Below are 25076 nucleotides of genomic sequence, written 5' to 3'. Positions count from 1 at the left end.
ATCGGATCGGGGGATTCGCGGAAATGTTTGGCTGGTTCCAGCGCCTGTTGCCCAAGTCGGGCGACTTCTTTGTCCTGTTCGAACGCCATGGCGCGACCATGGTCAGTGCGGCCCAAGCGCTGGTCAGCCTGACTGCCGGTGAAGGCGATCGTGCGCAGCTGCTGCGCACGATCCGCGACCAGGAACACGCCGCGGACGAAGTGATCCGCGAAGTGCTGCACGAGGTGCGTCACACTTTCCTGACGCCCTTCGATCGCGGCGCGATTACCGCGCTGATCGGGGCGATGGACGATACCATCGATGAAATGAATGCGACCGCCAGCGCGATCGAACTGTTCGAGGTGACGACCTATGACAGCCAGATGCAGGACATGGCGCGGGTCGTGCTCGATGCCTGCAGGCTGATCGCCGAATCGCTGCCCTTGCTGCGCGATGTCGAGCGCCAGGGGCGCCGCCTGCACGAACTGACCGCGCGGATGGTCCAGCTGGAAGGCCAGGTCGATGGCCTGCACGATGCCGGGATGCGCGCCGCGTTCCAGGCGCAGAAGGCCAAGAGCGATCCGCTGGCCTTCATGGTCAGCCGCGAGATCTACAAGCATCTCGAACGGATCGCCGATGCCTTCGAGGATGTCGCGAATGAAATCGACAGCCTCGTGATCGACCACGGCTAAGGCCCGGACAAGGAACCTTCGCCATGCATGAGCTGGCCTATCCGCTGCTCGTCGGCCTGATTGTCCTGGCCCTGGCGTTCGACTTTCTGAACGGCCTGCACGATGCGGCCAATTCGATCGCCACCGTGGTTTCAACGCGCCTGCTCAGTCCGGTGACCGCGGTGCTGTTCGCGGCGGCTGGCAACTTCCTGGCCTATTGGCTGGTCCCGCTGCATGTAGCCGATACGATTGGCAAGGGCATTATCGACAAGGACATGGTCACTCCGGCCGTGGTGTTCGGCGCCTTGATCGGGGCGATGTTCTGGAATGTGGTAACCTGGATCAAGGGCATTCCCTCGTCATCCAGCCATGCCCTGATTGGCGGGTTGCTGGGCGCTGGCATGGCGCACGGCGGCTTTGGCGTGGTGGAAAGCTCGGGTACCACCAAGACCATCGTTGCGATCTTCCTGTCACCGATGATCGGCTTTGCCCTGGCCATGCTGATGGTCCTGATCACATCCTGGCTGTTCAAGGGATTCCAGCCGCGACGGGCCGAAGGGGTGTTCAAATCGCTGCACCTGGTCAGCTCGGCCGCCTATTCGATCAGCCACGGCGGCAACGATGCCCAGAAGACCATGGGGATCATCACCGTCCTGCTCTATTCAACCGGCAACCTGAGCGGGGACTATCACACGCCAACCTGGGTGGTGATTGCCTGCTACCTGGCGATCTCGCTGGGCACGATGTCCGGCGGCTGGCGCATCATCAAGACGATGGGGACCAAGCTGACCAAGCTCAACCATCACACCGGCTTCTGCGCCAGCACGGCGGGCAGCATCGTGGTGTTCAGTGCCAGCGCGCTGGGTATTCCGGTTTCAACGACCCACGCCATTACTGGATCGGTGATCGGCACTGGTGCTGCCCGCAAGGCCAGCGCGGTGCGCTGGGGCGTGGCGGGCCGTGTGGTCATAGCCTGGTTCATCACGATCCCGGCCAGTGCCGCCGTCGGCGCGCTGTTCTATACCCTGACGCACATGTTCTAGGCGCTGATCGGCAGCGTCGGCCAGGTTCCGCTGATGTCGCCGCCATCGTAAAGCACTATGTCGCCGAACTGCAGGAACAGCGCCTCGCTCTGGTCGGGGCGCAGGAAGACGTGGTCGTCAACCTTCAGCTCCACCTTGCGCGATCCGGTCAGCAGTTCCTGATTGGACGAGCGGCCGAATAGCTTGGAATACTCAAGCCCCGGCGGGGAGACCGGCTTGGCCAGCCAGTGCCCGCCGTGGATAAAGAACCCGCGCTGGGTATTCGGGTCCCACCAGTGGAGCGGGCCGGACATGGCCGAGAGCCCGGGCAGGTTCTGATCGGCGCTGGCCTTGATTACCGGCGTGGCGATAAAGGCGGCGGGTTGGAGCGCGCCCAGATCGTCGTAATCAAAGTCCCCCGGCTTGACGAAGGCCGAGCCGACCGAAACCTCGTTCGCCACGGTCCCGGCGCAGTGGCGTGAGAAGGTCGGGCTGCCGGCGGTGTTGAGCGTCAGTTTGGCGGGATCAAGCCCGGCTTCACGCAGTGCCGCGATCATCGTGCGATACACTTCCTGCGCGCTGGCGAAGGCACCATCGGGGCTGGGCATCTTAGGGACATGCGGGTCATAGCCCATCAGCCCGGCGATGGTTGCGCCGTGGCTGGCGGCCGAAGCCGCGGCCGCCTTGACTGCCTCTGGATTGGTGAAGCCGCCGCGATGCAGGCCTACATCGATCTCCAGACTGGCGCGCCAGTTCAGGCCGCGCGCCTTGGCCACTTCGCCATAGGCCTTGAGCCGCTCGGGCGTGTCGATCAGCCACTGGACCTTGGAACCAGCCCCGGCTCCGCCCTTGTCGATCACCCGCGCGAATTCGGATGCCGGCAGCGGCTTGCCCATCAGGTAGTCGGCTTCAGGGTGGAGCGGCAGCAGTTGCAGCAGCATCTCGGCGCTGAACACCATCATCCGCTGGGTGCCCATCCCCGCCATCACCGCGCCGAGCAGGCCCGGCGAGGGCAGCGACTTGGCGACGACCCGCAAGGGCAACTTGCCCGCCGTCACCCGGCTGCGGATCGCCGCAATATTGGCGGAAAGGCGCTGCCGGTCGATCACCAGCACCGGGTGCATCAGCCCGGCGCGCTTCAGCGCGGCGGACAGCCCCGCAAAATAGGCATCGTGCATTCCGCCTCCTTCCGCCGGACGCAGCGCGATCAGGCCCGCCCCAGCCAGGGCCGCACAGCCGATCAGGACCGTGCGCCGCTTCATCCGAAAATCTTCTGCAGGAAGGGGTTCATCATCCGTCCCTGCGGGTCAAGGCTGCGGCGCACCGCATTGGCCTCGGCAAATCGCGGGTAAAGTGCGGTGAGCTCTTTCGCGCTGAGCGAATGGAGCTTGCCCCAGTGCGGCCGCCCGCCTGCCTCGCGCAGCACAGGCTCGACCAGCCGCGCCATCCAGTCATGCGCTTCCTTGTAATAGGCGTGGACCGCAATCGATCCGCTTTCGCGCTGGTAGAAGGGCGAAAGCCAGGCATCGTCGGGCGCAATGATTCGCGCTTCGATCGGGAAGAATACGTCGGTTGCGTCGCGCTCGATCCGGGCGATGATTTCCTTGAGCGCGCCGACCTGCTGATCGATCGGCACGTGGTATTCCATTTCCTTGAACCGCACGGGGCGTTCGTTGGAAAGGAGCTTCCAGCCTTCGTCGATGGCGATTTCGGGCGGAATGTCCTCCAGCGCGGCGCTGGCCAGCTGCTTGCGCAGGCCCGGCGTGAACTCGAAGACATCGCGCAGGGTCTTGAGGCTCATCAGCGTGTCGGCGTCCTGGTCCGGCCCGCGCGGGCGGACCGGCTCGTCGGTCACATCATGGGTGATCAGCGCCGATTTGCCGGTAAAGGGCAGGACCAGAAACTCGGCATTGCGGTGCCGCGCGGCGAGCGCCGGCCAGTCCCGCAACAGGGCATCGGTATCGACCAGCCGCACTTCCTTGCGGACGCGCGTGATTGGCTTGTTGGCAAGCGTTACCTCGGTCAACACCCCGAAGGCGCCAAGCCCGACGCGCGCGGAATGGAACAGCTCTGGCCGGCTGTCGCGGCTGCATTCGATCACTTCGCCTGCGGGCGTAACCAGCTTCAGCGCTGTAACTTCGCCATGCAGCGCGGTCAGGCCCTTGCCGGTGCCGTGCGTTGCCGTCGCCATTGCGCCCGCCATGGTCTGCTTGTTGATGTCCGGCAGGTTGGGCATCTCCTGCCCGATCGCGGCCAGCGCCGGACCAAGCGCAGAAAGGCGCGTCCCGGCCCGCACGGTTGCAGTCATCGCGCCAGCTTCGTGGCTGACCAGGCCGGTCATCCGGTCCAGCGAGAGTAGCGTGCCTTCGGTCGGAACCAACGCGGTAAAGCTGTGCCCGGCGCCGACCGGGCGGATCGGGGCGGGCGCGGTGCGCAGCAGTTCGGCGAGTTCGGCATCGCTGGCGGGCGCGGCGCGCAGGGCTGGATAGGAATGCTCCAGCCCGGACCAGTTCTGCCAGACCATGCGGCCTTGTGCGTCGGTTGCGGGCAGGGCGGCAGGCTCGCGATCGAGCCACAGCCGCCGTCCGGCCAGGCCGCCTACGCCGAGCGCCAGCACGCCTGCGCCGCCCAGCAGGACCTTGCGCCGAGTCGTCATTGTGTGCGCCCCGCCATGAAGCGGATCAGCGCGGCGTGGTCGGCCGGCGTGCAGGTAAAGCACTGCCCGCCCGCCGGCATGGCTCCGAACCCGACCTGGGCGTGTTGCAGCAGTACATCCTCACCCTTGGCCCAGCGGGCGTCCCACTGGGTGCGGTCGCCCGTTAGCGGCGCGCCCGAATCCGCGACCGTGTGGCAGGCCTTGCACGAGCCTTCGTACAGCGCCGCCAGCCTAGCATCGGCGGGCTTCAGCGCGGCGCTTTGCTCGGGGGTCAGCGGCTGAGGAGGTGCCTCGCAAGCCGCCAGGGCCAAAGGCAGTGCAAAAAGCAGTCGGCGCATCGATTCTCCCCTTCCTTCAGAACGAAATCTAGCTATAGCTATATTTCTGTCAAGGAGGCAGCGCAGTGATCCGTAAACCGACGCAACAGCGCGCACTGGTGACATACGAGCGGCTGCTCGATGCCGCAGGTGAGCTGCTGGCAGAAGTGGGGGTGGAGCGGATCAGCACCAACCTGGTCGCGGCGCGCGCCGGGGTCAGTCCGCCGACGCTCTATCACTACTTTGCCGACAAGTACGCGCTGCTGGCGGCGCTGGGCGAGCGGCTGATGGTCGCGCAGAACGCGCTGGTCGGGTTGGGCGCGGCGGCCGACGAGGCCGAGATCGCGGAGGTGTTGCTGGCCCATGTCGCGCTGACCGAAGCCAGCCCGGGCGGACCGTGGATCATGCGGATGCTGCGTGCCGTGCCGCAACTGGCCGAGGTTCGGCTCGCCTCGCACCGCGCGCTCACCGCCGACCTGGTCGCGCGAGCGCTGGACGCTGATCCCGATCAGGATCGCGCGGCGCTGGAACGCCGGGCGCGGCTGGCGGTGGACCTGGGCTATTGCGCGATCGAGCTGGTGTTCGACGAACCAGAGCTTGAGCCGCGTGCCATCATGCAGGATGCCGCCCGCGCCATTGCGGCCGTGCTGACGGCCTAGCCCGCAATCGCGCCGAACAGGTCGTGCTCGTCGGCGTCCTCGATGGTGACCTGGACAATGTCGCCGGGCTGCAGGCTGGCCGGCACTTCACGCAGGTGGACCGCGCCGTCGATCTCGGGCGCATCGGCCTGTGACCGGCCGGTTGCGCCGATATCACCGTCTTCGTCAGGCTCACCCACCATGTCGATGATCACCGGCAGAGTCCGGCCGATCTTGGCCTGGAGCTTGGCAGCGCTGATCGCGGCAGTCTTTGCCATGATCCGGGCATAGCGTTCTTCCTTGACCGCTTCCGGCACGGTGCCGGGCAGGTCATTGGCGGCCGCGCCGGCGACGGGTTCAAAGCGGAAGGCCCCGACCCGGTCGAGCTGGGCCTCGTCGAGCCAGTCTAGGAGGTACTGGAAGTCCGCCTCGGTCTCGCCCGGGAAGCCGACCACGAAGGACGAACGGACTGCGATGTCGGGGCAGATCTCGCGCCAGGACTTGAGGCGTTCGAGCACCTTGGCTTCGTTCGCCGGGCGCTTCATCGCCTTCAACACGCTGGGGCTGGCGTGCTGGAACGGAATGTCGAGGTACGGCGTCAACAGCCCTTCGGCCATCAGCGGGATTACGGCATCGACGTGCGGATAGGGATAGACATAGTGCAGCCGCACCCACGGTGCCTGGCCTCCCCCAGGTACATTGGCGGGCGTGCGGAGCTGGCCCAGTTCGCGGGCCAGGTCGGTCATATGGGCGCGAACCTCGCGGTCCTTCCACATGCGGCTCTCGTGCCGGATATCGACGCCATAGGCCGAGGTGTCCTGGCTGATCACCAGCAGTTCCTTGGTCCCGGCGGCAACCAGTTTCTCCGCCTCGCGCAGCACGGCATCGACCCGGCGGCTGGCCAGCTTCCCGCGCAGCTGGGGAATGATGCAGAAGGCGCAGGCGTGATTGCAGCCCTCTGAAATCTTGAGGTAGCTATAGTGCCGCGGGGTCAGCTTGACGTCCGGCTGGGGGATCAGGTCAACGAACGGACCCTGCGAAGGCGGTGCCGCTTCGTGCACCGCCTCGACCACCGCCTCGTACTGGTGCGCGCCAGTTACGGCGAGAACCTGTGGGAAGCGGGCGCGGATTGTTTCGGCCTCTTCGCCCATGCAGCCGGTGACGATGACACGGCCGTTTTCGGCAATCGCCTCGCCAATCGCGGCCAGGCTCTCCTCCTTGGCGGAATCGAGGAAACCGCAGGTGTTGACCAGCACGACGTCGGCCCCGGCATAGTCGGGGCTCATTGCATAGCCATCGGCGCGCAGCCGGGTAAGGATCCGTTCGGAATCGACCAGCGCCTTCGGGCAGCCAAGGCTGACCATACCCACGCGCTTCTGGTCGGGAAGTTCGATTGTCATGGGGGCGGGCCCTTACACTGCACTGTCCGAAAGTGCTAGGGAAAGCGGATGGAGATCACGATCACCAAGGGGCTGAGCGAGGACCGGATCGCGATTGTGCATGCCGATGGGCGGCGCGTGGAGACGACGTTTCCCAAGAAGGGCTTCATTCCGCATGACGCGGTGCATGTCTTCGTTGAGCGCGAACTGGGGCTGAAGGACGCCTTCTGGGGCATGGTTAAGGCCGGTCGCCACCCGGAAGAGATCGCCGGAATCGCCAAGGCAGCCGGTCATGCCAGCGCATCGCGCAACACGGTGCCGGATGCGTCAATCGTCGAACTGCTTCAGGCCGAGCGGCTGGTCGAATGCTTCGAGGCTGACCAGTGGAGCGGCGGCAGCGGCGCGGCGGCGGACCTGATCGCCATGGCCGAAGTGGCCTGCCATACATCGCACGTGCCGCTGCCAGGGCTGAACGCCGCGCAGGTTGCGGCAATCCGATCACACATCACCGCCTTTGCGGGCGAGTGGATGGCGGCACCGCTGGGCCATGTGGCCCGCTTTGACTGGGAGTAAGGCGATGGGTGCAATGGACTGGCCGGGCGTCATTCTGGCAGCCCTGGCGGCAAGCGGCGTGTTGGCCTTGGCTTTCGGTCAGGCGCGCACCGGATGGCTCTATGCGGCCGTTCCGCTGAATCTGCTTTCCGCGCTGATGCTCGGCCACGCGCTGGCCCGGATCGGGCCAGAGAAACTCGCCGCCAAACCCCAGCTGTTCTTCATGCAGTCGGGCGGGCTGGCGCTGGCATTTGTTATCCCCGCGCTGTGGCTGACGCAGCTCCGCGACGGCGCGCCGCGGCAGCGGACGGTGATCGATAGCTTGGCCTTTCTTGCCGCCTATCTCGTGATGGGGTTCGTATTCTGGCTGCGGGCCTAGTTGGCGATTTCCGCAATGCGATGGTGCGGCAGTACGCGCCAGGCGGCTAGCGCCAGCACCACCTGCACGGCTTCCACCGCCATCGGCGTGGCAAAGCCCGGATAGCTGCCATCGAGCGCCAGGCTGACCGCGCGGCCGGTGAAGGCGATGCCCATCAACAGCGCGGGAACCAGCAGCAAGTCGCCATTGCGCCGCCAGCCGCCCCATAGCTGGCACCCGCCAGCGACCAAAAAGAAGGCGGTCAGGTCGGCGCGCAGCACCGCCAGGCCTCCGACTCCGACCGGCGAAAGGTTAAACGTCGTCCCCAGGCCAACCGGGTCGAGGAAAAAGCCGATCCCCAGCAACAGATTGAACAGGCCGAACAGGAATAAAAGGGCGGTCAGGATCAGGCGCATGGCGGTAACTTTCCCCGTTTTGACGATCTTAACCTTTGTGCCCCACGGAAATCCGAAAGCAAAGCCTGTTGCGCAAGGGGATGGGGCATTGCACAAGCTGGTGGCCATGACTGGCCCACGTATCCTTCTGGTGATTGGCGGCGGGATTGCCGCCTACAAGTCGTGCGAGCTCGTGCGGCTGATCCGCAAGCATGGCGGCGAGGTGACTTGCGTCCTCACGAGCGGCGGGGCGCAGTTCGTCACGCCGATGACGCTCGCCGCGCTGAGCGAGAACCCGGTCCACACCTCGCTCTGGGACCTCAAGAACGAGGTCGAGATGGGGCACATCCAGCTGTCGCGCCAGGCTGACCTGATTGTGGTCTGCCCGGCGACGGCCGACCTCCTTGCCAAGATGACCCACGGTATCGCCGATGATCTGGCGACGACCCTGCTGCTGGCGACCGATAAGCCGGTCATGGCCGTTCCGGCGATGAACGTGCGGATGTGGGAGCACGCCGCGACCCAGGCGAATATCGCTGCGCTGCGCGAACGCGGCATCGCGGTGATGGAGCCAGACGAGGGCCCGATGGCCTGCGGCGAGTTTGGGCCTGGACGCCTGCCCGAACCGATCGAGGTGATGCGCGCGATCTGCGACACACTTTCACTCGAATTGCTGCCCAGTGCGGTGCCCGAGCTGACCTGGGAGCCGGAAGACCCGCTGGCCGGTGCGGCTGACCTGGGCGGCCTGTCGAGCAGCCTGATCCAGCGCAGCACGACCTCGCGGATCGTGTTCGAAGACGAATTGCTGCCCGAGGATGCCGAGGTTGAGGACGTGGTCCCCTATGCGGACTTCGACGGGCCGGCGCCCTTCGTGCCGCTGCCGGATCCCGTCCCCGGCGATGCTGGTCCGATCCTGGTCAAGAAGGGCAAAGCCCGCGCTGCCCCGCCGACTGACGCCGAGGCGATCAACCATCTGGTGATGAACCAGGTCCCGCCCGAGCCGCTGCAGGGCGATACCCCAGCAGCCCCTCCGGTTGATGCTGCGGTGGGGGCCGATCCGCTCATCGGGCAGCCCGATTTCGAGGAAGATCCAGCGCATCGCCCGCTCTATGGCAAGCACGTCCTGGTCACTGCCGGACCGACGCATGAGCCGATCGATCCGGTGCGCTACATCGCCAACCGTTCCTCGGGCAAGCAGGGCTATGCCATTGCTGCCGCTGCCGCCCGCGCTGGCGCTCGCGTGACGCTGGTCTCTGGCCCGGTCGCCCTGCCCACACCGCCGGGAGTTGACCGCATCGATGTCGAAACGGCGCGCGACATGGCCGATGCGGTGCGCCGCGCGCTGCCGGCCGATGCCGCGGTGATGGTCGCTGCCGTCGCCGACTGGCGGACCGAGGACTACGCACCCGAAAAGATGAAGAAGCGCGGTTCGGCCCCGCCGGCGCTGCGGCTAACCGAGAACCCGGACATCCTGGCCATGGTCTCGGTAAGCGACAAGCGGCCCAAGCTGGTCGTCGGCTTTGCCGCCGAGACCGAGAAGGTGCTGGAACACGCCAAGGACAAGCGCAAGCGCAAGGGTGCCGACTGGATCGTGGCCAACGATGTCTCGGGCAGCGTGATGGGGGGCGATATGAACCTCGTCCACATCGTTTCAGCCAAGGGCGTTGACCACTTGCCCGAACTGCCCAAGGACGAGGTTGCGGTTGCCCTTGTCGAGAGAATTGCAGATGCCCTCAATGGATGATGTCCCGGTTGCGGTCATGCGTTTGCCGCACGGGGAAGGTCTCGATCTGCCGGCCTACGCCACCGCCGGCGCAGCCGGGATGGACGTGGTTTCGGCCGAGGACGTGACGATTGCGCCCGGTGCGCGCCATGCAGTCGCGACAGGTCTGGCGATGGCCATTCCTGCGGGGTTCGAAATCCAGGTAAGGCCGCGTTCAGGGCTGGCGCTGAAGCATGGGATTACCGTGCCCAACACCCCCGGTACCATCGACAGCGACTATCGCGGTGAGCTGAAGGTCATCCTGATCAATCACGGCAGCGAGGACTTTGCAATCCGCCGCGGTGACCGCGTGGCGCAGCTGGTGCTGGCCCCGGTCACACGAGTCGGCTGGGTGGAAGTGACCAGCCTTGATGAGACCGCACGAGGGGCGGGCGGCTTCGGTTCGACCGGCGGGGTGGTCAGCCTGAAAGGCTAAAGCAGGCCGATCACCGGCCACAAAAAAGGCGGGCCCGTTTCCAGGCCCGCCCACTCGGTGTTGGGTATATTAGTTACGCCGATTCTTTTCCGGTGCAACCGAAATCCGGACGGTTTCCCCGGAATTGCCCGGAAAGTCGGTGAACATCGCTTCGACCAGGTTCGGCACCAGGTACTGGAGCCGATTCGAGAGCGAAGCAGCCTCGGCCTTGCCTTCGAACAGGCGCTGGCCATCGGCCTTGCGATCGATCTTCAGGCTGATGCCGCTGGTATAGACGGTGTAACTTTCCACCCCGCCATCGAACCACGGGTCATACCAGCCATAGCCCCAGACCGAGGTCGGACGATAGAAACCGCGGCGGCCATAATAACCAAAGCGCGGGCCATACCAGGGCGACCAGAACGGATCGTCAAACCCGGCGGTGCGGCGGATCCGCTCACGCCCCTTGTCGACGCCATAGTCGAACCGGACCAGCAGCGTGGCGGCCTCGGGCGGGGCCGGGCGATAGCCCAGCGCACCCATCCGGTCTTCGACCAGGCGGGCATATTGCGAGAATTCCAGGCCGCCAGCCAGCGCCGGATCGTCAGCAACGATGGCAAAGGTCTGTCCCTGCGGTGCCGGCAGCTGGCTGGCAAAGCGGGTGACCTGGCTGTTGAAATTGGATGCACAGGCGCTGAGCGCGAGCATCAGCAAGGGTACCACCGCCAGCTTGAGCCGGCTGAGTGGCGAGACGCTTAGGTGCGACATGGAACCGGAACTCCGTAAACCGCCCAGTCTGCGAATCGTCAGACGGACTGGCGCAAAGGTTAGCATTGCCCCTCTGCTAGGGAAGCGCCGCTTAATCGTGCTTGAATAGCGACCGACCGTTAGCGTACCAACCCCAGCGCTGCATAGGCCTTCTCCAGCGTTGGCACCGCCAGCTTCCGGGCCTTCTCCGCACCCTGGCGCAGGATCGCATCCAGCGCGGCGCGGTCCTGGCGCAATTCGATGAAGCGGGCGTTGATCGGGGCGAGGCTTTCGACCAGCAGTTCGCCCAGCGCCGGCTTGAACTTGCCAAATCCTTCGCCGCCGAACCGGGCCAGCACCGCGTCCTGACTCTCACCCGACATCGCGGCATAGATACCGACCAGATTGGCCGCCTCGGGCCGCCCGTCCAGCCCGCCCTTGTCGGACGGCAGCGGTTCGGGATCGGTCCTGGCTTTCTTGACCTTGGTCATGATCGTCTCGGCATCGTCGGTCAGGTTGATGCGGCTCATGTCCGAAGGATCGGACTTGCTCATCTTGGCCGAACCATCGCGCAGCGACATGATCCGCGCGGCTTCGGCAGGGATGATCGGATCGGGCAGGGTGAAGACTTCTTCTCCGGCGCCGAAGTCATTGTTGAACTTCTGCGCGATGTCGCGGGCCAGCTCCAGGTGCTGTTTCTGGTCATCGCCCACCGGGACGTGGGTGGCCTGGTACAGAAGCACGTCGGCGGCCTGAAGCACCGGATAGGTGAACAGCGCGACTGAGGCTCCCTCGCGGTTCTTGCCGGCCTTGTCCTTCCACTGGGTCATGCGGTTCAGCCAGCCCATCCGGGCCGTGCCGTTGAGCAGCCACTGCAGTTCGGCATGGTGCGGCACCTGGGTCTGGTTGAAAAGGATCGAACGCTCGGGATCGATTCCGCAGGCAACCAGCGCCGCCACCATCTCGCGCGTGTTCGATGCGAGCTCAGCGGGCACGTGCGGCTGCGAAAGCGCGTGGAGATCGGCGAGGAAATAGAGGCACTGCCCGCCCTGCGCGGTCACATCGTCCTGCATCCGCACCCAGTTGCGGATCGCGCCCAGGTAGTTGCCAAGGTGCAGGTTGCCCGTGGGCTGGATACCGGAAACGACACGCATTGGACTTATTGGACCTCCAGGATTTCATCATCGGCTTCGGTGCGCTTGGGCCGGCGGCGGCGCAGCATGGCGATCAGATCAGGGTCAATCGCCCCGACCAGATAGGCGGTGCCGAAGAATACTGCCATCCCCGCGCCAACCAGTGCCAGCAGCGACCAAATCCGATCAAGCACCGATGCGCCGAAATAAGGCGAAAGGGCTGGCATCAGGAACCACAGCGCCGCGCCCATCACTACAGTGGCGATCACTTGCCGCGCGATCCGGCCCGCAAGCTTGGCGGTGAAATGGAACCAGCCACGGCGATGCAGGATGATGTAGAGCAGCAGGCAGTTGAGACTGGCCGAGCAGGCTGTTGCCGCAGCCAGGCCAACGATGCCGTATTGCCGCACGACGTAGAAGTTGAGGAACACGTTGAAGATCAGCGAAGCGAGCGCGGTCCAGACCGGAGTGCGGGTATCCTCGCGCGCGAAGAAGCCGGGGTTGAGGATCTTGACGATCACGTAGGCCGGCAGACCAGCAACCAGCGCGACGACGATCTGCGCCATGATCACCCCGTCCTCGGGCCGGAACTTGCCGCCGACGAAGAAGGCCGTGACAAAGGCCGGCGCGCAGATCGCCAGCGCAGCAGCGGCGGGTAGGGTCAGCAGGGTCGCGATTTCGAAGGCATTGGTCTGCAGCCGCTGCGCTTCGCCGCGATTGCCAGTATGGATATGGCGCGAAAGCATCGGCAGGATCGCTGTGCCGAGCGCGATGCCGACGATCCCCAGCGGCATCTGGTTGAGCCGGTCCGCCAGCTTGAGCAGGGTCAGTGAACCCTGCGGCAGGCTGGTTGCGAAGAAAGTGTCGACCAGCTGGCTGATCTGGTAGATTCCCGCCCCGAACGTGGCGGGCAGGATCAGCGCGCCGAGCCGTCTTACCTCGGGCGTCAGCTTGGGCAGAGTCAGCTTGAGCCGCACCCCGGCGCGCCGCGTTTCCCACATCAGGTAGAGTAGCTGGAGCAGGCCTGCGACAGACACCCCGACCGCCAGCGACCAGGCGGTGACCAGGTCATCCCCCCGGTGCGTATACCAGGCAAAGCCCATCGCCGCGATCAGGCTGACGTTAAGCAGGATCGGCGCCGCCGCGCCCGGCGCAAAGCGCGAGCGGGCATTGAGCAGGCCTGAAAGCATGGCCACCAGGCTGATCAGCGTGAGGTAGGGGAAGGTCACCCGGCTGAGCGTTACTGCCAGGTCAAACTTGCCCGGCACCTTCTGGAACTCGCTGGCCAGCAGCCAGACAATCCCCGGCATGGCCAGCATGGCAACGGCACTGAAGGCGACCAGCACCCAGACGAAGACCGCCAGGACATCGTCGGCAAACTTCTCGGCTGCTTCCTCGCTGCCGGGCTCACCGTCATGGCCGTGTAATGCGCGGCTGTAGAGCGGGACGAAGGCGACGCTGAAGGCACCTTCGGCAAACAGTCGGCGGAAGGTATTGGGCAGCGTGAAGGCCAGCTGAAACGCGTCCGCCGCCAGTCCCGCACCCAGCACCCGGGCCAGGATCATGTCGCGGGCAAAACCGAAGACGCGGCTGACCGCCGTCAGCCCGCCAATCGTGCCGACGTTGCGGATCAGGCTCAAGTTTTACCCCCCGCTATCAGGCTCAGGCGTTGCCGACCGGAGCCGCGTCGCCTTCGCCTTGCTGGGCAGCCAGCTGCTGCAGATAGATGCCGTTGAAATCGATCGGCTCAAGCAGCAGCGGCGGGAAGCCGGCGTCACGCACGGCGTCCGCGATCACCCGGCGGGCGAAGGGGAACAGGATGCGCGGCGCTTCGGCATAGGTGAAGGCGTGCTTCGAGGCATCATCCAGGTTGCGCATGCCCAGCAGGCCGCAATAGGACAGGTCGATGATGAAGGCGGTGCCGGCTTCGGCCACCGACTTCAGCGCGATCTTCAGCTCAAGCTCGCTCACTTCGTCGCTCAGCTGACGGGCGCCGATGTTGAACTGCACGTCGATCTGCGGCGCGTCGGTCCATGAATAGCTGTCCGGCGCGTTGGGGTTCTCGACCGAGAGATCCTTGACGTACTGCGAGATGATCCCGGCGGCTGGCGCGGTATCGGCGCCGTTCATGGCGGGGCCTTCAAGGCCAAGGTCGGTGATGATGTTGCCTTCGTCGGACATGATACAGCGTACTTTCGGCTGGAAAGGGATTGGAAATTGGCCGCGCGCCTAGCATTGCGCAGGTGCGGCGGCAAAGGTTTTTGCGGGATTGTGACCGCCTTGCGTCACTTGCCGCAAAAAATTGCCGTTAGGACCTTATCCACGCGTTGTTCATTTGTCTTGGCTACCTATTTAGGCATAGTGAATTGCAAGGCCGCGTTGCTGCGGCAGGGACTGAGTCACGTGGACAAGACTGTAGAGATCGTCATCCTCGCCATGATCGCAGCCTTTCTGGGCCTGCGGCTCTATTCGGTGCTGGGGCGCCGGGCAGAGCATGAAGAGGAAGTGATCCAGGGCCCCCGCCCGGGTGAGACGCCGCGCGTTGCCGCCGGCGAAGCTGCCGATCGCAGCCCCGCCGTGGTCCGGATGCCCGCAGTCGGCGTAACGCCGGCAATCGAACGCGGCCTGCGCGAAATTGCCGCGACCGATCGCCGCTTTGACATCACCGCCTTCCTTGAAGGAGCCAAGAGCGCCTATCGCATGGTCCTTGAAGCCTTCTGGAAGGGTGACAAGGAAACGCTGGGCGAACTGTGCGACCGCGATGTCTACGAAGGCTTTGTTGCCGCCATCGCTGCGCGCGAAGCTGCGGGCGAAGTGCTCCAAAACCGTCTGGTCCGGATCGAAGAGGCGGTGATCGTATCGGCTGCGTTTGAAGCGCCAATGGCCCGGATCACCGTGCGCTTTGCCGCCGATATCGCCGCCGTCACCCGTAATGCCGAAGGCCAGGTCGTGGCCGGTTCGCTCGACGATGCGATTGAGGCGCGTGACCTGTGGACCTTCAGCCGCGATGTGACATCGGCTTCGCCCGACTGGCTGCTTGACGAGACTGACGAGGCCTGAGGCCCAATGCGCGGCGGGGGCATCGCTGCGCTGGCCGGGCTGGCGCTGCTGGCGGGCTGTGGCCGGATCATCCCTGCGCCAGCCGGTGTAGTCCAACCGCCCGCAGGCGTCGCGGCCACCACTGCGCTTGCTGCTGGCTTCTGGGCCGGCCCCCCGATTGACAGCCTGGCCATCGACCAGAATGACGCCGCCGCGGCGTTGGCCTCGTTTCGCGAAAGCTGCCCGCGCCTGACAGCGCGTGACGATGCTTCGGGCTTGACCCGGCCCGCCGATTGGCAACAGGCCTGCACCGCCGCAACCAAATGGCCCGAGGGCCAGGCGCTGCGTTTCTTTGCCCAGCATTTCGAAGCGGTGAAGATCGGCGACGGCAAGGCCTTTGCGACCGGCTATTACGAGCCAGAGATCGCCGGGGTCCGCACCCGCCAGCCAGGGTTTGACGTGCCGGTCTATGCCGTGCCGCCCGATCTGGTCCGCGCCAATCCCGGCGATGCGCCGCCCAATGCCAATGGCACCATGCCGCTGGGCCGCTATGACGAGAGCGGCAAATTCGTGCCCTATTACGACCGCGGCCAGATCTATGACGGCGCGCTGGAAGGCAAAGGGCTGGAGATCGCCTGGGCGGCCGACCGGGTCGAGATGTTCTTCCTGCAAATCCAAGGCTCAGGCCGGCTGCGCGCGCCGGACGGATCAGTGATCCGGATTGGCTATGCCGGACAGAACGGCCATCCCTATACCGGCATCGGCGGCGTCATGCGCCAGCGCGGGCTGCTTGGCACCCTGCCAGGGCAGTACTCCGGCTCGATGCAGGGGATCATGCAATACGTGCGGGAACAGCCCGAGGCCGGCAACGCGCTGATGCGCGAGAACAAGAGCTTCGTGTTCTTTCGGGAGCTGACCGGTGAGGGACCGCTGGGCGCGCTGGGCGTGCCGGTGCGGCGTGAGAGCAGCGTGGCGGCCGATCCAGCCTTTGTCCCGCTTGGTGCGCCAGTTTGGCTCAAGATGGAGCGACCCGAAGCGAGCGGTCTGTGGGTGGCCCAGGACACCGGCGGCGCGATCAAGGGCGCCAACCGCTTCGATACCTTCTGGGGCGCTGGCGAGGATGCCCGCACCATCGCCGGCGGCATGAGCAGCCGCGGCGAAGCGCTTCTGCTGCTGCCCAAGGGCACGGTCGCCCGGCTGGGCGCCAGCTAATGCGCACCCCGCGCGGACTCTCGGCGGCCGAGGCCGCGCTGTGGGCGCGTGTCGCCAGTACGATCGATCCGCTCCATCCGGCGCGGCCTGCCGCCCAGACCTTGGCTGAACCTCCGGCGCCGCCACCGCCCGTGATAAAGCGGGTCAAGGGCCGGGTTCCTCCGCCCTTGCCGGCTCCGCCGCCCAAGGCGATGCCGCCGCGCCCGCTTGACCGCCACGGCCTCGATGGCACGTGGGAGCGCAAGCTGGCCAAGGCGCAGACTTCGCCCGACCTGACGCTCGACCTTCACGGCCACTCGCTCGATGCAGCGCACGCCCGGCTCGATGCGGGGCTGCTGCAGGCCGTGGCGATGGGCGCGCGGCTGCTGCTGGTGATTACCGGCAAGCCGCGCCCGGTTGCCGCCGCCGACCGCGGCGAGCGGCGCGGGGCAATCCGCGCCAAGCTGCTCGACTGGCTGGCAGCCGGTCCTCACGCCAGCCGGATCGCCGCCGTCCGCCCGGCACACCAGCGCCATGGCGGCTCGGGTGCGCTTTACGTCATCCTGCGCCGGCCTCGCTAAACAGGCTTCGGCTAAAAAGACGCCCCCCGCACCGGGTGGTGCGAGGGGCGGCAGGGAGGAAGGCAATAAGGCTTAGAAGTTGACCGTTGCCGTCACGAAGACCTGGCGCGGGTTGCCGTAGAAGGCGGTCAGTGTGCCTTCGCGGCCCAGTGCCGGGATCAGCGCCCCGGTGACCGGATTGGTCAGCGGCGCGCCAGTCGTGGCATTGCCGGCCATGAAGTTATAGCCCGAGGTCTTGTACTTCACGTCGAACAGGTTCTTGCCATAGACGCCCAGCGTCCAGCTCTTGCCCGGCGCCGTGTAGATCAGCGAGGCATCGACCAGCTGGTAAGCGCCCTGATCGAGGTAGGGGTTGGGCACTTCGAACTGATAGGTGGTGCTCTTGAACGAGACGCCGGCCGTTGCGGTCAGCGATCCCTCGCCCAGTTCGGCGCGGTAGCTGGCCTGGGCGTTGCCGGTCCAGGCCGGGGTGTTCTGGATCTTGCGGAAGGCTGCCACATCGGTCGGGACATTGGCGATGTTGGTGATGTACTTCTGGAACTTGGCGTCGATGTAGCCGAGCGAGCCCGACAGGGTCAGCGCGCCCAGGTTGGCCCGTGCTTCAAACTCCACGCCCTGCATCCGCGCCTTGCCGGCGTTGGAAACGACGCCGCAGAAGCTGGGCAGGCCCGAAACTGTGCAGGCGACCGAACCGGGGATCTGCACGTCGGTGTAGTCCATCCGGAAGGCGGCGAGCGCGACGAACAGCTTGCGATCGAGCAGCGAGCCCTTGTAGCCCACTTCGTAGCTGTCGACCTTTTCGGGCTTGAAGCTCAGGAAGGCGGCGATTTCGGCATCCGAACGCACGCCATTGCCATCAAGGTCAGGCGCATTGACGCCGGCGCCGCGCGGGTCGAAGCCGCCGCCCTTGAAGCCTTGCGAGTAGGAGGCATAGAGGTTGTGACCCTCGGCCGGCTTGAAGCTGATCGAGCCGCGCGGGGTGAACTTCTTGAAGGTGCTCTTCCCCTTGAAGTTGGTGCCCGGCGCGCCAAAGGCGACCCCGGCCCCGCCGAACACCGGCGAACCACCGCCCAGGTAGTTCTGGCGCAGGATCGTGGCCGTACGCTCGTCCCAGGTATAGCGGCCGCCGACCGACAGGCTGATCTGGTCGGTAAGGTCGTAGGTAAAGTCGGCAAAGCCGGCCAGCGTATCGGTGCCGATATCGGCGCTGGTGAAGGCGGTCAGGCCGGCCAGCGTGGTGAACAGCCGCACGTCGAACTGGGTCAGCGCCTTGGCATTGAGGTAATAGGCGCCGATCAGGCCGTTGAAGCGCCCGGAATTGATCAGCAGCTGCAGTTCCTGGCTGGTCTGGCTGTTCTTGTAGATGCCGGGGACGTCAACGTCGGTCGATGCCAGCGCGTCGAAGTCGATCGGCGAAGCTGAATCGTCCTTGCGGTAAGCGGTGATCGAGCGGACGGTCAGCGTGTCGTTCAGCTCGCCTTCCAGGAACAGCGAGGTGCCCCAGGCCTTGACGTCCTGCTTGGGCGAGACAAGGCCGCCGCGGGTGTCAAAGACATTGCTCAGCACTGGCGCGCCGGTGAGCTGGCTGGGGATCAGACGGTGGCCGCCGCGCTCGTTCGACTTGTCGTGGGTGTAATCGCCCGAGATCCGCGCGAAGATACCATCGCCATGGACTTCGATCGTGCCGCGGCCGGCCCAGATGTCCTTGTTGTAGTTTTCACGGCCGGTCGTCAGGTTGTCGCCAAAACCGCCGCGCGATAGGCGGGCAAGCGAGCCGCCAAGGCGCAGGGTGCCGTCACCCACCGGGGTGCTGGCGGTGATCACGCCATCGGCCTGGTTGTAAGTGCCATAGGTGCCGCGCAGCGACAGGCGCGGATCGTTGTCGATCTTGCGGGTGACGTACTTGACCGCGCCGCCGACCGTGTTGCGGCCATAGAGCGTGCCCTGCGGCCCGCGCAGCACTTCGATCCGCTGCACGTCATAGATGTCGACCACGGCGGCCTGCGGGCGGTTGAGGTAGACATCGTCAAGATAGATGCCGACGCCCTGCTCGAAGCCCGAAACCGGGTCCTGCTGGCCCACGCCGCGGATGAAGGCGGTGAGGGTGGAGTTGGTCGCGCGGCTGGCTTCCAGCGTGACGTTGGGGGCCTGTTCGGCCACAGCGGTGATGTCGATCGCGCCGGTGCGTTCCAGCTGGTCGGCCGAGAGCGAGGTGATTGCGATCGGCACGTCGGTCAGGTTTTCCTCGCGGCGGCGGGCGGTGACGATGATGGCATCGTCATCGGCAGCGCTGGCGCCTTCTTCCTGGGCCAGGGCGGGGGTCGAAAGACCGGCAAAGGCGCTGGCAATCAGCGAGGCACGGCAAAGCAGGGCAGTGGTACGCATCGGTGGGTTCCTCCCAAAAATTCCTCCGCCTGACGCGCGCGGCCCCAGGCTCTGATTGCGTCTTATATAAAAGTTGAACCAACTTTCAACTTCTCTATGCTTGCATCAAGCGAAAGGAAGCGCGAATGGTGGGGAAACGTGGCGCAAGTGCCACAGGGGCGGATCGCACCGCCCGTCTGATGGGGAGCAAAAGGATGGACGCAGCGGCCAATCTGCCGCGCGAGCCGCGCACCGAGCGTGGGCGCCGCACGCAGCGCACCATCCTCGATGCTGCCGCCGCCGAATTCGGCGACAAGGGTTTTCACGAAAGCTCGATCGTCTCAATCACCCAGCGTGCCGGCGTCGCGCTTGGCAGCTTCTATACCTACTTTGAAAGCAAGGAGGCGCTGTTCAAGGCGCTGGTGCTCGACATGTCCGAACAGGTTCGCCAGCTGGCCCTGCCGATTGTGGCCGAGGCGCGCGATCCCGTTGAAACCGAACTTTCGGTCCTGACCCGATTCCTGGAGTTCGCGCGCGAGCATAGCGAGATCTACCGGATCATCGACGAAGCGGAATTCGTCGCGCCCGAAGCCTGGCGGGCGCACTATTATGGGGGTGCTAGCCGCATCTTTGCCCGCCTCAAGGCGGCCAAGGATCGCGGCGAGATTACCGGTGAGGTCGACGAGATCCACGCCTGGGCGATCATCGGCATGAACGTGTTTCTGGGCCTGCGCTATGGCGTGCTGGAGCGCGACCGCTCACCTGAAGAAGTCGCCGCCATTGCAAACCAGCTACTGCAGCGGGGACTGCGCTAGACCTTGCCGACCAGCGCGGCTAAGGCGCGCCACCATGTCCAATCGCCGCACCTTTGCCATCATCTCGCACCCTGACGCGGGCAAGACCACGCTGACCGAGAAGCTGCTGCTGCAGGGCGGGGCGATCCACCTGGCGGGCGAGGTCAAAGCGCGCGGCGCGGCGCGGCGGGCGCGGTCGGACTGGATGAAGATCGAGCAGCAGCGCGGGATCTCGGTCACCAGCTCGGTCATGACCTTTGAGCGTGACGGGGTGACCTTCAATCTGCTCGACACCCCGGGCCACGAGGACTTTTCCGAAGACACCTATCGCACGCTGACCGCGGTCGACTCCGCGATCATGGTGATCGACGCCGCCAAGGGGATCGAGCCGCAGACCCGCAAGTTGTTCGAGGTCTGCCGGCTGCGCTCGGTCCCGATCATCACCTTCGTCAACAAGGTCGACCGCGAAGGCCGCTCGGTGTTCGAGACGCTCGATGAAGTGGCCGATGCCCTGGCGCTGGACGTTTGCCCGATGGCCTGGCCGATCGGGATGGGCGGTGAGTTCAAGGGCGTGCTCGATTTCGCCACCAACCAGATCAGCCGCCCGGAAGGTGACAGCCGCGAGTTCCTGGGCAAGCGCGAAGGCGCGGAGGACATCCCGGCTGACATCGCCGAAGAGATCGAGCTGGCCCAGGCCGGCTATCCTGCCTTCGATATCGAAGCCTACCGCAATGGCGACCTGACCCCTGTCTATTTCGGCTCGGCGCTCAAGAACTTCGGCGTGGCCGAATTGATCGAGGCGATCGCCAAATATGCCCCGCCGCCGCGCCCGCAGCCAAGCGACGCGGGCGTGATCAATCCCGATGGCAAGGAAGTGACCGGCTTCATCTTCAAGGTCCAGGCCAACATGGACCCGATGCACCGTGACCGGATCGCCTTCATGCGGCTGGTTTCGGGCACCTTCAAGCGCGGCATGAAGCTGACTCCGTCGGGCAGCGGTAAGCCGATCGCGATCCATTCCCCGATCCTGTTCTTCGCCCAGGACCGCGAGATCGCCGACAATGCCGAGCCGGGCGACATCATCGGCATTCCCAACCACGGCACGCTGCGGGTCGGCGATACGCTGTCCGAGACCAACAAGGTCCGCTTCACGGGCCTGCCCAACTTCGCGCCGGAAATCCTGCGCCGCGTGGCGCTGAAGGACCCGACCAAGACCAAGCAGCTCAGGAAGGCGCTCGACGACCTCAGCGAAGAGGGCGTGATCCAGGTGTTCTATCCAGAGATCGGCGCGCAGTGGATTGTCGGCGTGGTCGGCCAGCTGCAGCTTGAAGTGCTGATCAGCCGGCTGGAGGCCGAGTACAAGGTTGAGGCCGTGCTCGAAGCCTCACCCTTCGATACGGCCCGCTGGCTCAGGGGCAGCGATGCCGCGCTGAAAGCCTTCGCCGATTTCAACTTGTCCAACCTTGCCAAGGACCGCGATGGCGATCCGGTCTTCATGGCGCGCTCAAGCTGGGATGTCGGCTACCAGCAGGAAAAGAATCCGGAGCTGGTCTTCTCGGCAACCAAGGAGCGGTAACTCACTGCCCGTCATTCCCGCTTATATGGGAATGACGAGTTTGATGATGGCTTGCTGCGATCCGCTACCCGGCCTAACCAGCCTCCATGGAATTCACCGACCACCTCACGCCCGATCACGAGGCGATGATCGCCCGTCAGGCCGTGTTCTTTGTCGCCACGGCGGCGGACGAAGGCCGGATCAACCTCAGCCCCAAGGGCTTGGCCGATACCTTCAAGGTGCTGGGGCCGAACCGGGTGGCCTATCTCGACCTCGGCGGTTCGGGCAACGAGACCCACGCGCACCTAGCCGCGGATGGCCGCATCACCATCATGATGTGCAATTTCGAGCAGCCCGCGCTGATCCTGCGCATTTATGGCCGGGGCACGCCGGTTTTGCCGCAGGACGGGGGCTGGGCGGAGCTGGCGGGGCACTTCACCCTGCTGCCCGGCACCCGCCAGATCTTCGACATCGCGGTTGAGAGCGTCCAGACCTCGTGCGGCTGGGGCGTGCCGGTGATGAGCCTCGACAAGGAGCGTGAGACGCTGGTCAAGTATCATGCCCAGAGCGACCCGGCGAAGTGGGAGGCCAAGATGGCCGGCCGCACCCGTTCGATCGACGGCCTGCCGACCCGCGCGACCGATCGCTACATCGCCGGGGAATGAGCCAATGCGCGATATTCCCCCCTCCCGCTTGCGGGAGGGGTTGGGGGTGGGCCCACCCCGCTGCGACTAGCGCGCGGCGCGCAAGTCTCGCTGCCCCTCCCGCCAGCGGGAGGGGATAGGTAAGTGCAGCTCAAGTTCGCCAGCTACAACATCCACAAGGCGGTCGGGACTGATCGCCGCCGCGATCCCGACCGGATCCTGGCCGTGCTGCGCGAGATCGACGCCGATGTGATTGCCCTGCAGGAAGCCGACCGGCGGATCGGCCGGCGCGAAAGCGTGCTCCCGCGCGAGGCGATCGAGGATTACACCCCCTGGCAGCCGGTTGCACTCAATCACCGCCCGGATTCGCTCGGCTGGCATGGCAATGCCCTGTTGGTGCGGCGCGGGATCAGCGTGATCGAGGCGGGCGTCGTCCCGCTCCCCACGCTCGAGCCGCGCGGAGCGATCCGGGCCGACCTGATGGTGGAGGGACAGCGCGTCCGGGTGGTCGGCATGCACCTTGACCTGTCCGGCCTGCGCCGCCGCCAGCAGGTCCGCACGATCCTCGATCACCTGACCCGCTGCGATGGCGCTTGCCCGACCGTGCTGATGGGCGATTGCAACGAGTGGAGCCTCCACCGCGGCGCGCTCGGCGAATTCCGCGCGCCCTGGCGGCTGATCACCCCCGGCGCCAGCTTCCCCTCGCGCCGCCCGGTCGGCCGGCTCGACCGGCTGGTCCTGTGCGAGCGCTGGGAGCTGGAAGAGGCCGGGGTGCATCACTCGGCGCTGGCGGCGAAGGCGTCGGATCATCTGCCGGTGTGGATGCGGGTTTCACTGCCTAAAAAATAGGCACGTGCGCAGGATTCGAGCGCTACCGTACCAAGCCGCGCAATCCTGTTTCGCTGATTCTGCTGAATCTCCCTGATAATTCCAAACTGGCACGGCCCTTGCTGCACTAGCGAAAGCCGGGATGGGCCCGGCAGGCAAACAGGGGACGGGCATGAAATTCATCATCGCCATCATCAAGCCCTTCAAGCTTGACGAGGTGCGTGAAGCGCTCGGCGCGATCGGCGTCGCGGGCATGACCGTGACCGAGGTCAAGGGCTTCGGGCGGCAAAAGGGACAAACCGAAATCTACCGCGGTGCGGAATATTCGACCAACATGCTGCCAAAGGTGAAGGTCGAAGTCGCGGTGAGCGACGACCTGGCTGACCAGGTGATCGAGACGATCCAGCAGATCGCCAGCACGTCGTCGATCGGCGATGGCAAGATCTTCGTGCTCGACCTGGCTTCTGCCACCCGCATCCGCACCGGCGAAACCGGGGACACGGCACTGTGATTGCCGGCCCTGACAGGAGGACTTTTCCAATGATCCGCAAGATTGTTTGCGGTCTTGGCGCAGCGGGGGCCAGCCTCTTCGCCGCCACGGCCGCTTTCGCGCAAGACGCGACTGCAGCGGCCACTGCCGCCGCGACCGAGGCGGCTGCGACCGCCACCGAAGCGGCGACCACCGCCGCCTTCACTCCCACCGCCGAAATGGTCAACAAGGGCGATGTCGCCTGGATGCTCGTTGCATCCGCGCTCGTCCTGCTGATGTCGGTTCCGGCGCTCGCGCTGTTCTATGGCGGCCTGGTGCGCGCCAAGAACATGCTGAGCGTGCTGATGCAGGTGCTGACCATCGTCTGCGTTGCGGCGCTGGTCTGGTTCGCCTGGGGCTATTCGATGGCCTTCACCTCAACCGGCACGCCCTTCCCCAAGATCGTCGGCGGGCTCGACAAGGCCTTCCTGGCGGGGGTCGACGTAACCACCTTCGCAGCGACGTTCTCCAACAGCGTCTACCTGCCGGAATACGTCTTCGTGATCTTCCAGATGACCTTCGCCTGCATCACGCCGGCGCTGATCGTCGGCGCCTTTGCCGAACGCGTGAAGTTCACGCCGCTGATCATCTTCACGGTGCTCTGGCTGACCTTCGCCTATTTCCCGATCGCACACATGGTCTGGTACTGGGCTGGTCCCGACTTCCTCCACGCCGCGCCGGATGACAGCGGCCTGTTGTGGGGCTGGGGCGCGCTCGACTTTGCTGGCGGCACCGTGGTCCACATCAATGCGGGTATCGCTGGCCTGATCGGCTGCCTCGTGATCGGTCCGCGCGTCGGCTTCAAGACGGAATCGATGCCGCCGCACAGCCTGGTGATGACCATGATCGGCGCCTCGCTGCTGTGGATCGGCTGGTTCGGCTTCAACGCCGGCTCGGGCCTGGAAGCCAATGCCTTTGGCGCGCTGGCCTTCATCAACACCTTCGTTGCCACGGCTGCGGCCGGCGTGACCTGGGCGGTGATCGAACAGATCGTCCACAAGAAGCCTTCGCTCCTCGGCGCGGCCTCGGGTGTGGTGACCGGCCTGGTCGCGATCACTCCGGCGGCGGGCTTTGCCCACCCGGGCACCGCGATCATCCTGGGCGCGGTTGCCACTGTGGTCTGCTTCTTCTTCGTCACCACGGTGAAGAACAAGCTCAAGTATGACGACAGCCTGGACGTCTTCGGCATCCACGCGGTTGGCGGGATCGTCGGCGCGATTGGCACCGGCTTCGTCGCCAACCCGGCCTGGGGCGGCCAGGGCTGGATCGACTACACCGCACCGGTGGCCAAGGCTGGCGAGTTTGACCTCTATGGCCAGGTCATGACCCAGATCTGGGCAGTTGGCACCACGGTCCTCTGGACCGGCGTGGTCTCCACCGTGCTGTTCCTGGGTCTCAAGTACACCATCGGGCTGCGCCCCTCGGTCGAAGCCGAGCGCGAGGGCCTGGACATCACCGAACACGGGGAGCGCGCCTACAACATGTAACGCTTCTCTCAAGCTTGGCAGGGTCGGGTTCCTCCTCCTC

The 25076-nt window shown here is 65.5% G+C and carries 26 protein-coding genes; 16 read left to right on the top strand and 10 right to left on the bottom strand.

The window, feature by feature from the left end; genetic code table 11:
* The first annotated feature begins 23 nt into the window (after positions 1 to 23).
* Together FRF71_RS03340 and FRF71_RS03335 are read left to right on the top strand one after the other, a co-directional pair.
* Complete coding sequence (locus tag FRF71_RS03340) at positions 24 to 671, top strand: DUF47 domain-containing protein (protein ID WP_147089233.1); 648 nt, start codon at positions 24 to 26, stop codon at positions 669 to 671.
* A gap of 23 nt (positions 672 to 694) precedes the next feature.
* Positions 695 to 1693 (top strand): inorganic phosphate transporter, encoded by a 999-nt coding sequence (locus FRF71_RS03335; protein WP_147089232.1) that lies wholly within the window; start codon positions 695 to 697, stop codon positions 1691 to 1693.
* On the opposite strand, the gene FRF71_RS03330 is transcribed toward FRF71_RS03335, so the two are convergent.
* From FRF71_RS03330 to FRF71_RS03320, 3 genes are read right to left on the bottom strand one after another with little or no spacing between them, the layout of a single operon-like run.
* Positions 1690 to 2934 (bottom strand): alanine racemase, encoded by a 1245-nt coding sequence (locus tag FRF71_RS03330; protein ID WP_147089231.1) that lies wholly within the window; start codon positions 2932 to 2934, stop codon positions 1690 to 1692. The genes FRF71_RS03335 and FRF71_RS03330 overlap by 4 nt on opposite strands.
* On the bottom strand, positions 2931 to 4328 hold the full coding sequence (locus tag FRF71_RS03325; protein WP_147089230.1) for a D-arabinono-1,4-lactone oxidase: 1398 nt from the start codon (positions 4326 to 4328) through the stop codon (positions 2931 to 2933). Before FRF71_RS03325 ends, FRF71_RS03330 begins: the two co-directional genes overlap by 4 nt.
* Positions 4325 to 4666 (bottom strand): c-type cytochrome, encoded by a 342-nt coding sequence (locus FRF71_RS03320; protein WP_147089229.1) that lies wholly within the window; start codon positions 4664 to 4666, stop codon positions 4325 to 4327. Before FRF71_RS03320 ends, FRF71_RS03325 begins: the two co-directional genes overlap by 4 nt.
* Positions 4667 to 4731: 65 nt before the next feature.
* Here FRF71_RS03320 and FRF71_RS03315 point away from each other — a divergent pair, with 65 nt between their 5' ends.
* Positions 4732 to 5304 (top strand): TetR/AcrR family transcriptional regulator, encoded by a 573-nt coding sequence (locus tag FRF71_RS03315; protein ID WP_147089228.1) that lies wholly within the window; start codon positions 4732 to 4734, stop codon positions 5302 to 5304.
* On the opposite strand, the gene rimO is transcribed toward FRF71_RS03315, so the two are convergent.
* Positions 5301 to 6683 carry a 30S ribosomal protein S12 methylthiotransferase RimO gene (rimO, locus tag FRF71_RS03310; protein ID WP_147089227.1) on the bottom strand — a complete coding sequence of 461 codons (1383 nt, stop codon included), beginning with the start codon at positions 6681 to 6683 and terminating at the stop codon, positions 5301 to 5303. The two genes, FRF71_RS03315 and rimO, sit on opposite strands and share 4 nt — an antisense overlap.
* Positions 6684 to 6731: 48 nt before the next feature.
* Here rimO and FRF71_RS03305 point away from each other — a divergent pair, with 48 nt between their 5' ends.
* Positions 6732 to 7235: a hypothetical protein gene (locus FRF71_RS03305; protein ID WP_147089226.1), complete on the top strand. Its 504-nt coding sequence runs from the start codon at positions 6732 to 6734 to the stop codon at positions 7233 to 7235.
* Positions 7236 to 7248: 13 nt separating this feature from the next.
* Positions 7249 to 7593, top strand: coding sequence for a DUF1761 domain-containing protein (locus FRF71_RS03300; RefSeq protein ID WP_238339395.1), 345 nt, complete (start codon positions 7249 to 7251; stop codon positions 7591 to 7593).
* Here the strand turns inward: FRF71_RS03300 and FRF71_RS03295 are convergent.
* Positions 7590 to 7988, bottom strand: a complete 399-nt coding sequence (locus tag FRF71_RS03295; RefSeq protein WP_147089224.1) for a hypothetical protein — start codon at positions 7986 to 7988, stop codon at positions 7590 to 7592. The two genes, FRF71_RS03300 and FRF71_RS03295, sit on opposite strands and share 4 nt — an antisense overlap.
* A gap of 106 nt (positions 7989 to 8094) precedes the next feature.
* On the opposite strand from FRF71_RS03295, the gene FRF71_RS03290 reads away from it, so the two are divergent.
* Positions 8095 to 9711 (top strand): bifunctional phosphopantothenoylcysteine decarboxylase/phosphopantothenate synthase, encoded by a 1617-nt coding sequence (locus FRF71_RS03290; protein ID WP_147089223.1) that lies wholly within the window; start codon positions 8095 to 8097, stop codon positions 9709 to 9711.
* Positions 9695 to 10165 (top strand): dUTP diphosphatase, encoded by a 471-nt coding sequence (gene dut, locus FRF71_RS03285; protein WP_147089222.1) that lies wholly within the window; start codon positions 9695 to 9697, stop codon positions 10163 to 10165. Before FRF71_RS03290 ends, dut begins: the two co-directional genes overlap by 17 nt.
* 69 nt (positions 10166 to 10234) lie before the next feature.
* On the opposite strand, the gene FRF71_RS03280 is transcribed toward dut, so the two are convergent.
* The 4 genes from FRF71_RS03280 to secB form a co-directional block, all read right to left on the bottom strand.
* Positions 10235 to 10912, bottom strand: coding sequence for a DUF4136 domain-containing protein (locus FRF71_RS03280; protein WP_147089221.1), 678 nt, complete (start codon positions 10910 to 10912; stop codon positions 10235 to 10237).
* A gap of 119 nt (positions 10913 to 11031) precedes the next feature.
* Entirely contained in the window at positions 11032 to 12045 is a 1014-nt protein-coding gene (gene trpS / locus FRF71_RS03275; protein WP_147089220.1) for a tryptophan--tRNA ligase, read from the bottom strand.
* A gap of 5 nt (positions 12046 to 12050) precedes the next feature.
* Positions 12051 to 13664 (bottom strand): murein biosynthesis integral membrane protein MurJ, encoded by a 1614-nt coding sequence (murJ, locus tag FRF71_RS03270; RefSeq protein WP_147089219.1) that lies wholly within the window; start codon positions 13662 to 13664, stop codon positions 12051 to 12053.
* 22 nt (positions 13665 to 13686) lie between these two features.
* Positions 13687 to 14205 (bottom strand): protein-export chaperone SecB, encoded by a 519-nt coding sequence (gene secB / locus FRF71_RS03265; RefSeq protein WP_147089218.1) that lies wholly within the window; start codon positions 14203 to 14205, stop codon positions 13687 to 13689.
* A 255-nt stretch (positions 14206 to 14460) separates the two neighbouring features.
* Here secB and FRF71_RS03260 point away from each other — a divergent pair, with 255 nt between their 5' ends.
* Genes FRF71_RS03260 through FRF71_RS03250 form a run of 3 tightly spaced genes read left to right on the top strand, consistent with a single transcriptional unit; the run spans position 14461 to position 16835 of the window.
* Positions 14461 to 15084 carry a Tim44/TimA family putative adaptor protein gene (locus FRF71_RS03260; RefSeq protein WP_147091503.1) on the top strand — a complete coding sequence of 208 codons (624 nt, stop codon included), beginning with the start codon at positions 14461 to 14463 and terminating at the stop codon, positions 15082 to 15084.
* Positions 15085 to 15090: 6 nt separating this feature from the next.
* Positions 15091 to 16275: a murein transglycosylase A gene (mltA, locus tag FRF71_RS03255; RefSeq protein WP_147089217.1), complete on the top strand. Its 1185-nt coding sequence runs from the start codon at positions 15091 to 15093 to the stop codon at positions 16273 to 16275.
* Positions 16275 to 16835, top strand: a complete 561-nt coding sequence (locus FRF71_RS03250; protein ID WP_147089216.1) for a Smr/MutS family protein — start codon at positions 16275 to 16277, stop codon at positions 16833 to 16835. The genes mltA and FRF71_RS03250 overlap by 1 nt, the downstream gene beginning before the upstream one ends.
* Positions 16836 to 16907: 72 nt before the next feature.
* Here FRF71_RS03250 and FRF71_RS03245 read toward each other — a convergent pair whose 3' ends face one another.
* Entirely contained in the window at positions 16908 to 19220 is a 2313-nt protein-coding gene (locus FRF71_RS03245) for a TonB-dependent receptor (protein ID WP_147089215.1), read from the bottom strand.
* A 194-nt stretch (positions 19221 to 19414) separates the two neighbouring features.
* Between FRF71_RS03245 and FRF71_RS03240 the strand changes: the two genes are divergently transcribed.
* The 6 genes from FRF71_RS03240 to FRF71_RS03215 all read left to right on the top strand — a co-directional run bounded on the left by FRF71_RS03240 (position 19415) and on the right by FRF71_RS03215 (position 25036).
* Positions 19415 to 20014 (top strand): TetR/AcrR family transcriptional regulator, encoded by a 600-nt coding sequence (locus FRF71_RS03240; protein WP_147089214.1) that lies wholly within the window; start codon positions 19415 to 19417, stop codon positions 20012 to 20014.
* Between the two features lie 34 nt (positions 20015 to 20048).
* Positions 20049 to 21569, top strand: coding sequence for a peptide chain release factor 3 (locus FRF71_RS03235; protein ID WP_147089213.1), 1521 nt, complete (start codon positions 20049 to 20051; stop codon positions 21567 to 21569).
* An 86-nt stretch (positions 21570 to 21655) separates the two neighbouring features.
* Positions 21656 to 22213, top strand: coding sequence for a pyridoxamine 5'-phosphate oxidase family protein (locus FRF71_RS03230; RefSeq protein ID WP_147089212.1), 558 nt, complete (start codon positions 21656 to 21658; stop codon positions 22211 to 22213).
* A 123-nt stretch (positions 22214 to 22336) separates the two neighbouring features.
* Complete coding sequence (locus FRF71_RS03225; protein WP_147089211.1) at positions 22337 to 23041, top strand: endonuclease/exonuclease/phosphatase family protein; 705 nt, start codon at positions 22337 to 22339, stop codon at positions 23039 to 23041.
* A gap of 151 nt (positions 23042 to 23192) precedes the next feature.
* Positions 23193 to 23531: a P-II family nitrogen regulator gene (locus FRF71_RS03220; protein ID WP_147089210.1), complete on the top strand. Its 339-nt coding sequence runs from the start codon at positions 23193 to 23195 to the stop codon at positions 23529 to 23531.
* Positions 23532 to 23560: 29 nt separating this feature from the next.
* Complete coding sequence (locus tag FRF71_RS03215; RefSeq protein WP_147089209.1) at positions 23561 to 25036, top strand: ammonium transporter; 1476 nt, start codon at positions 23561 to 23563, stop codon at positions 25034 to 25036.
* Positions 25037 to 25076: the final 40 nt, after the last annotated feature.

The organism is Novosphingobium ginsenosidimutans (assembly GCF_007954425.1).
Classification (GTDB): Bacteria; Pseudomonadota; Alphaproteobacteria; order Sphingomonadales; family Sphingomonadaceae; genus Novosphingobium; species Novosphingobium ginsenosidimutans.
Note: the sequence above shows the minus strand (reverse complement) of the source record. Positions and strands in the feature narration are given on the sequence as shown.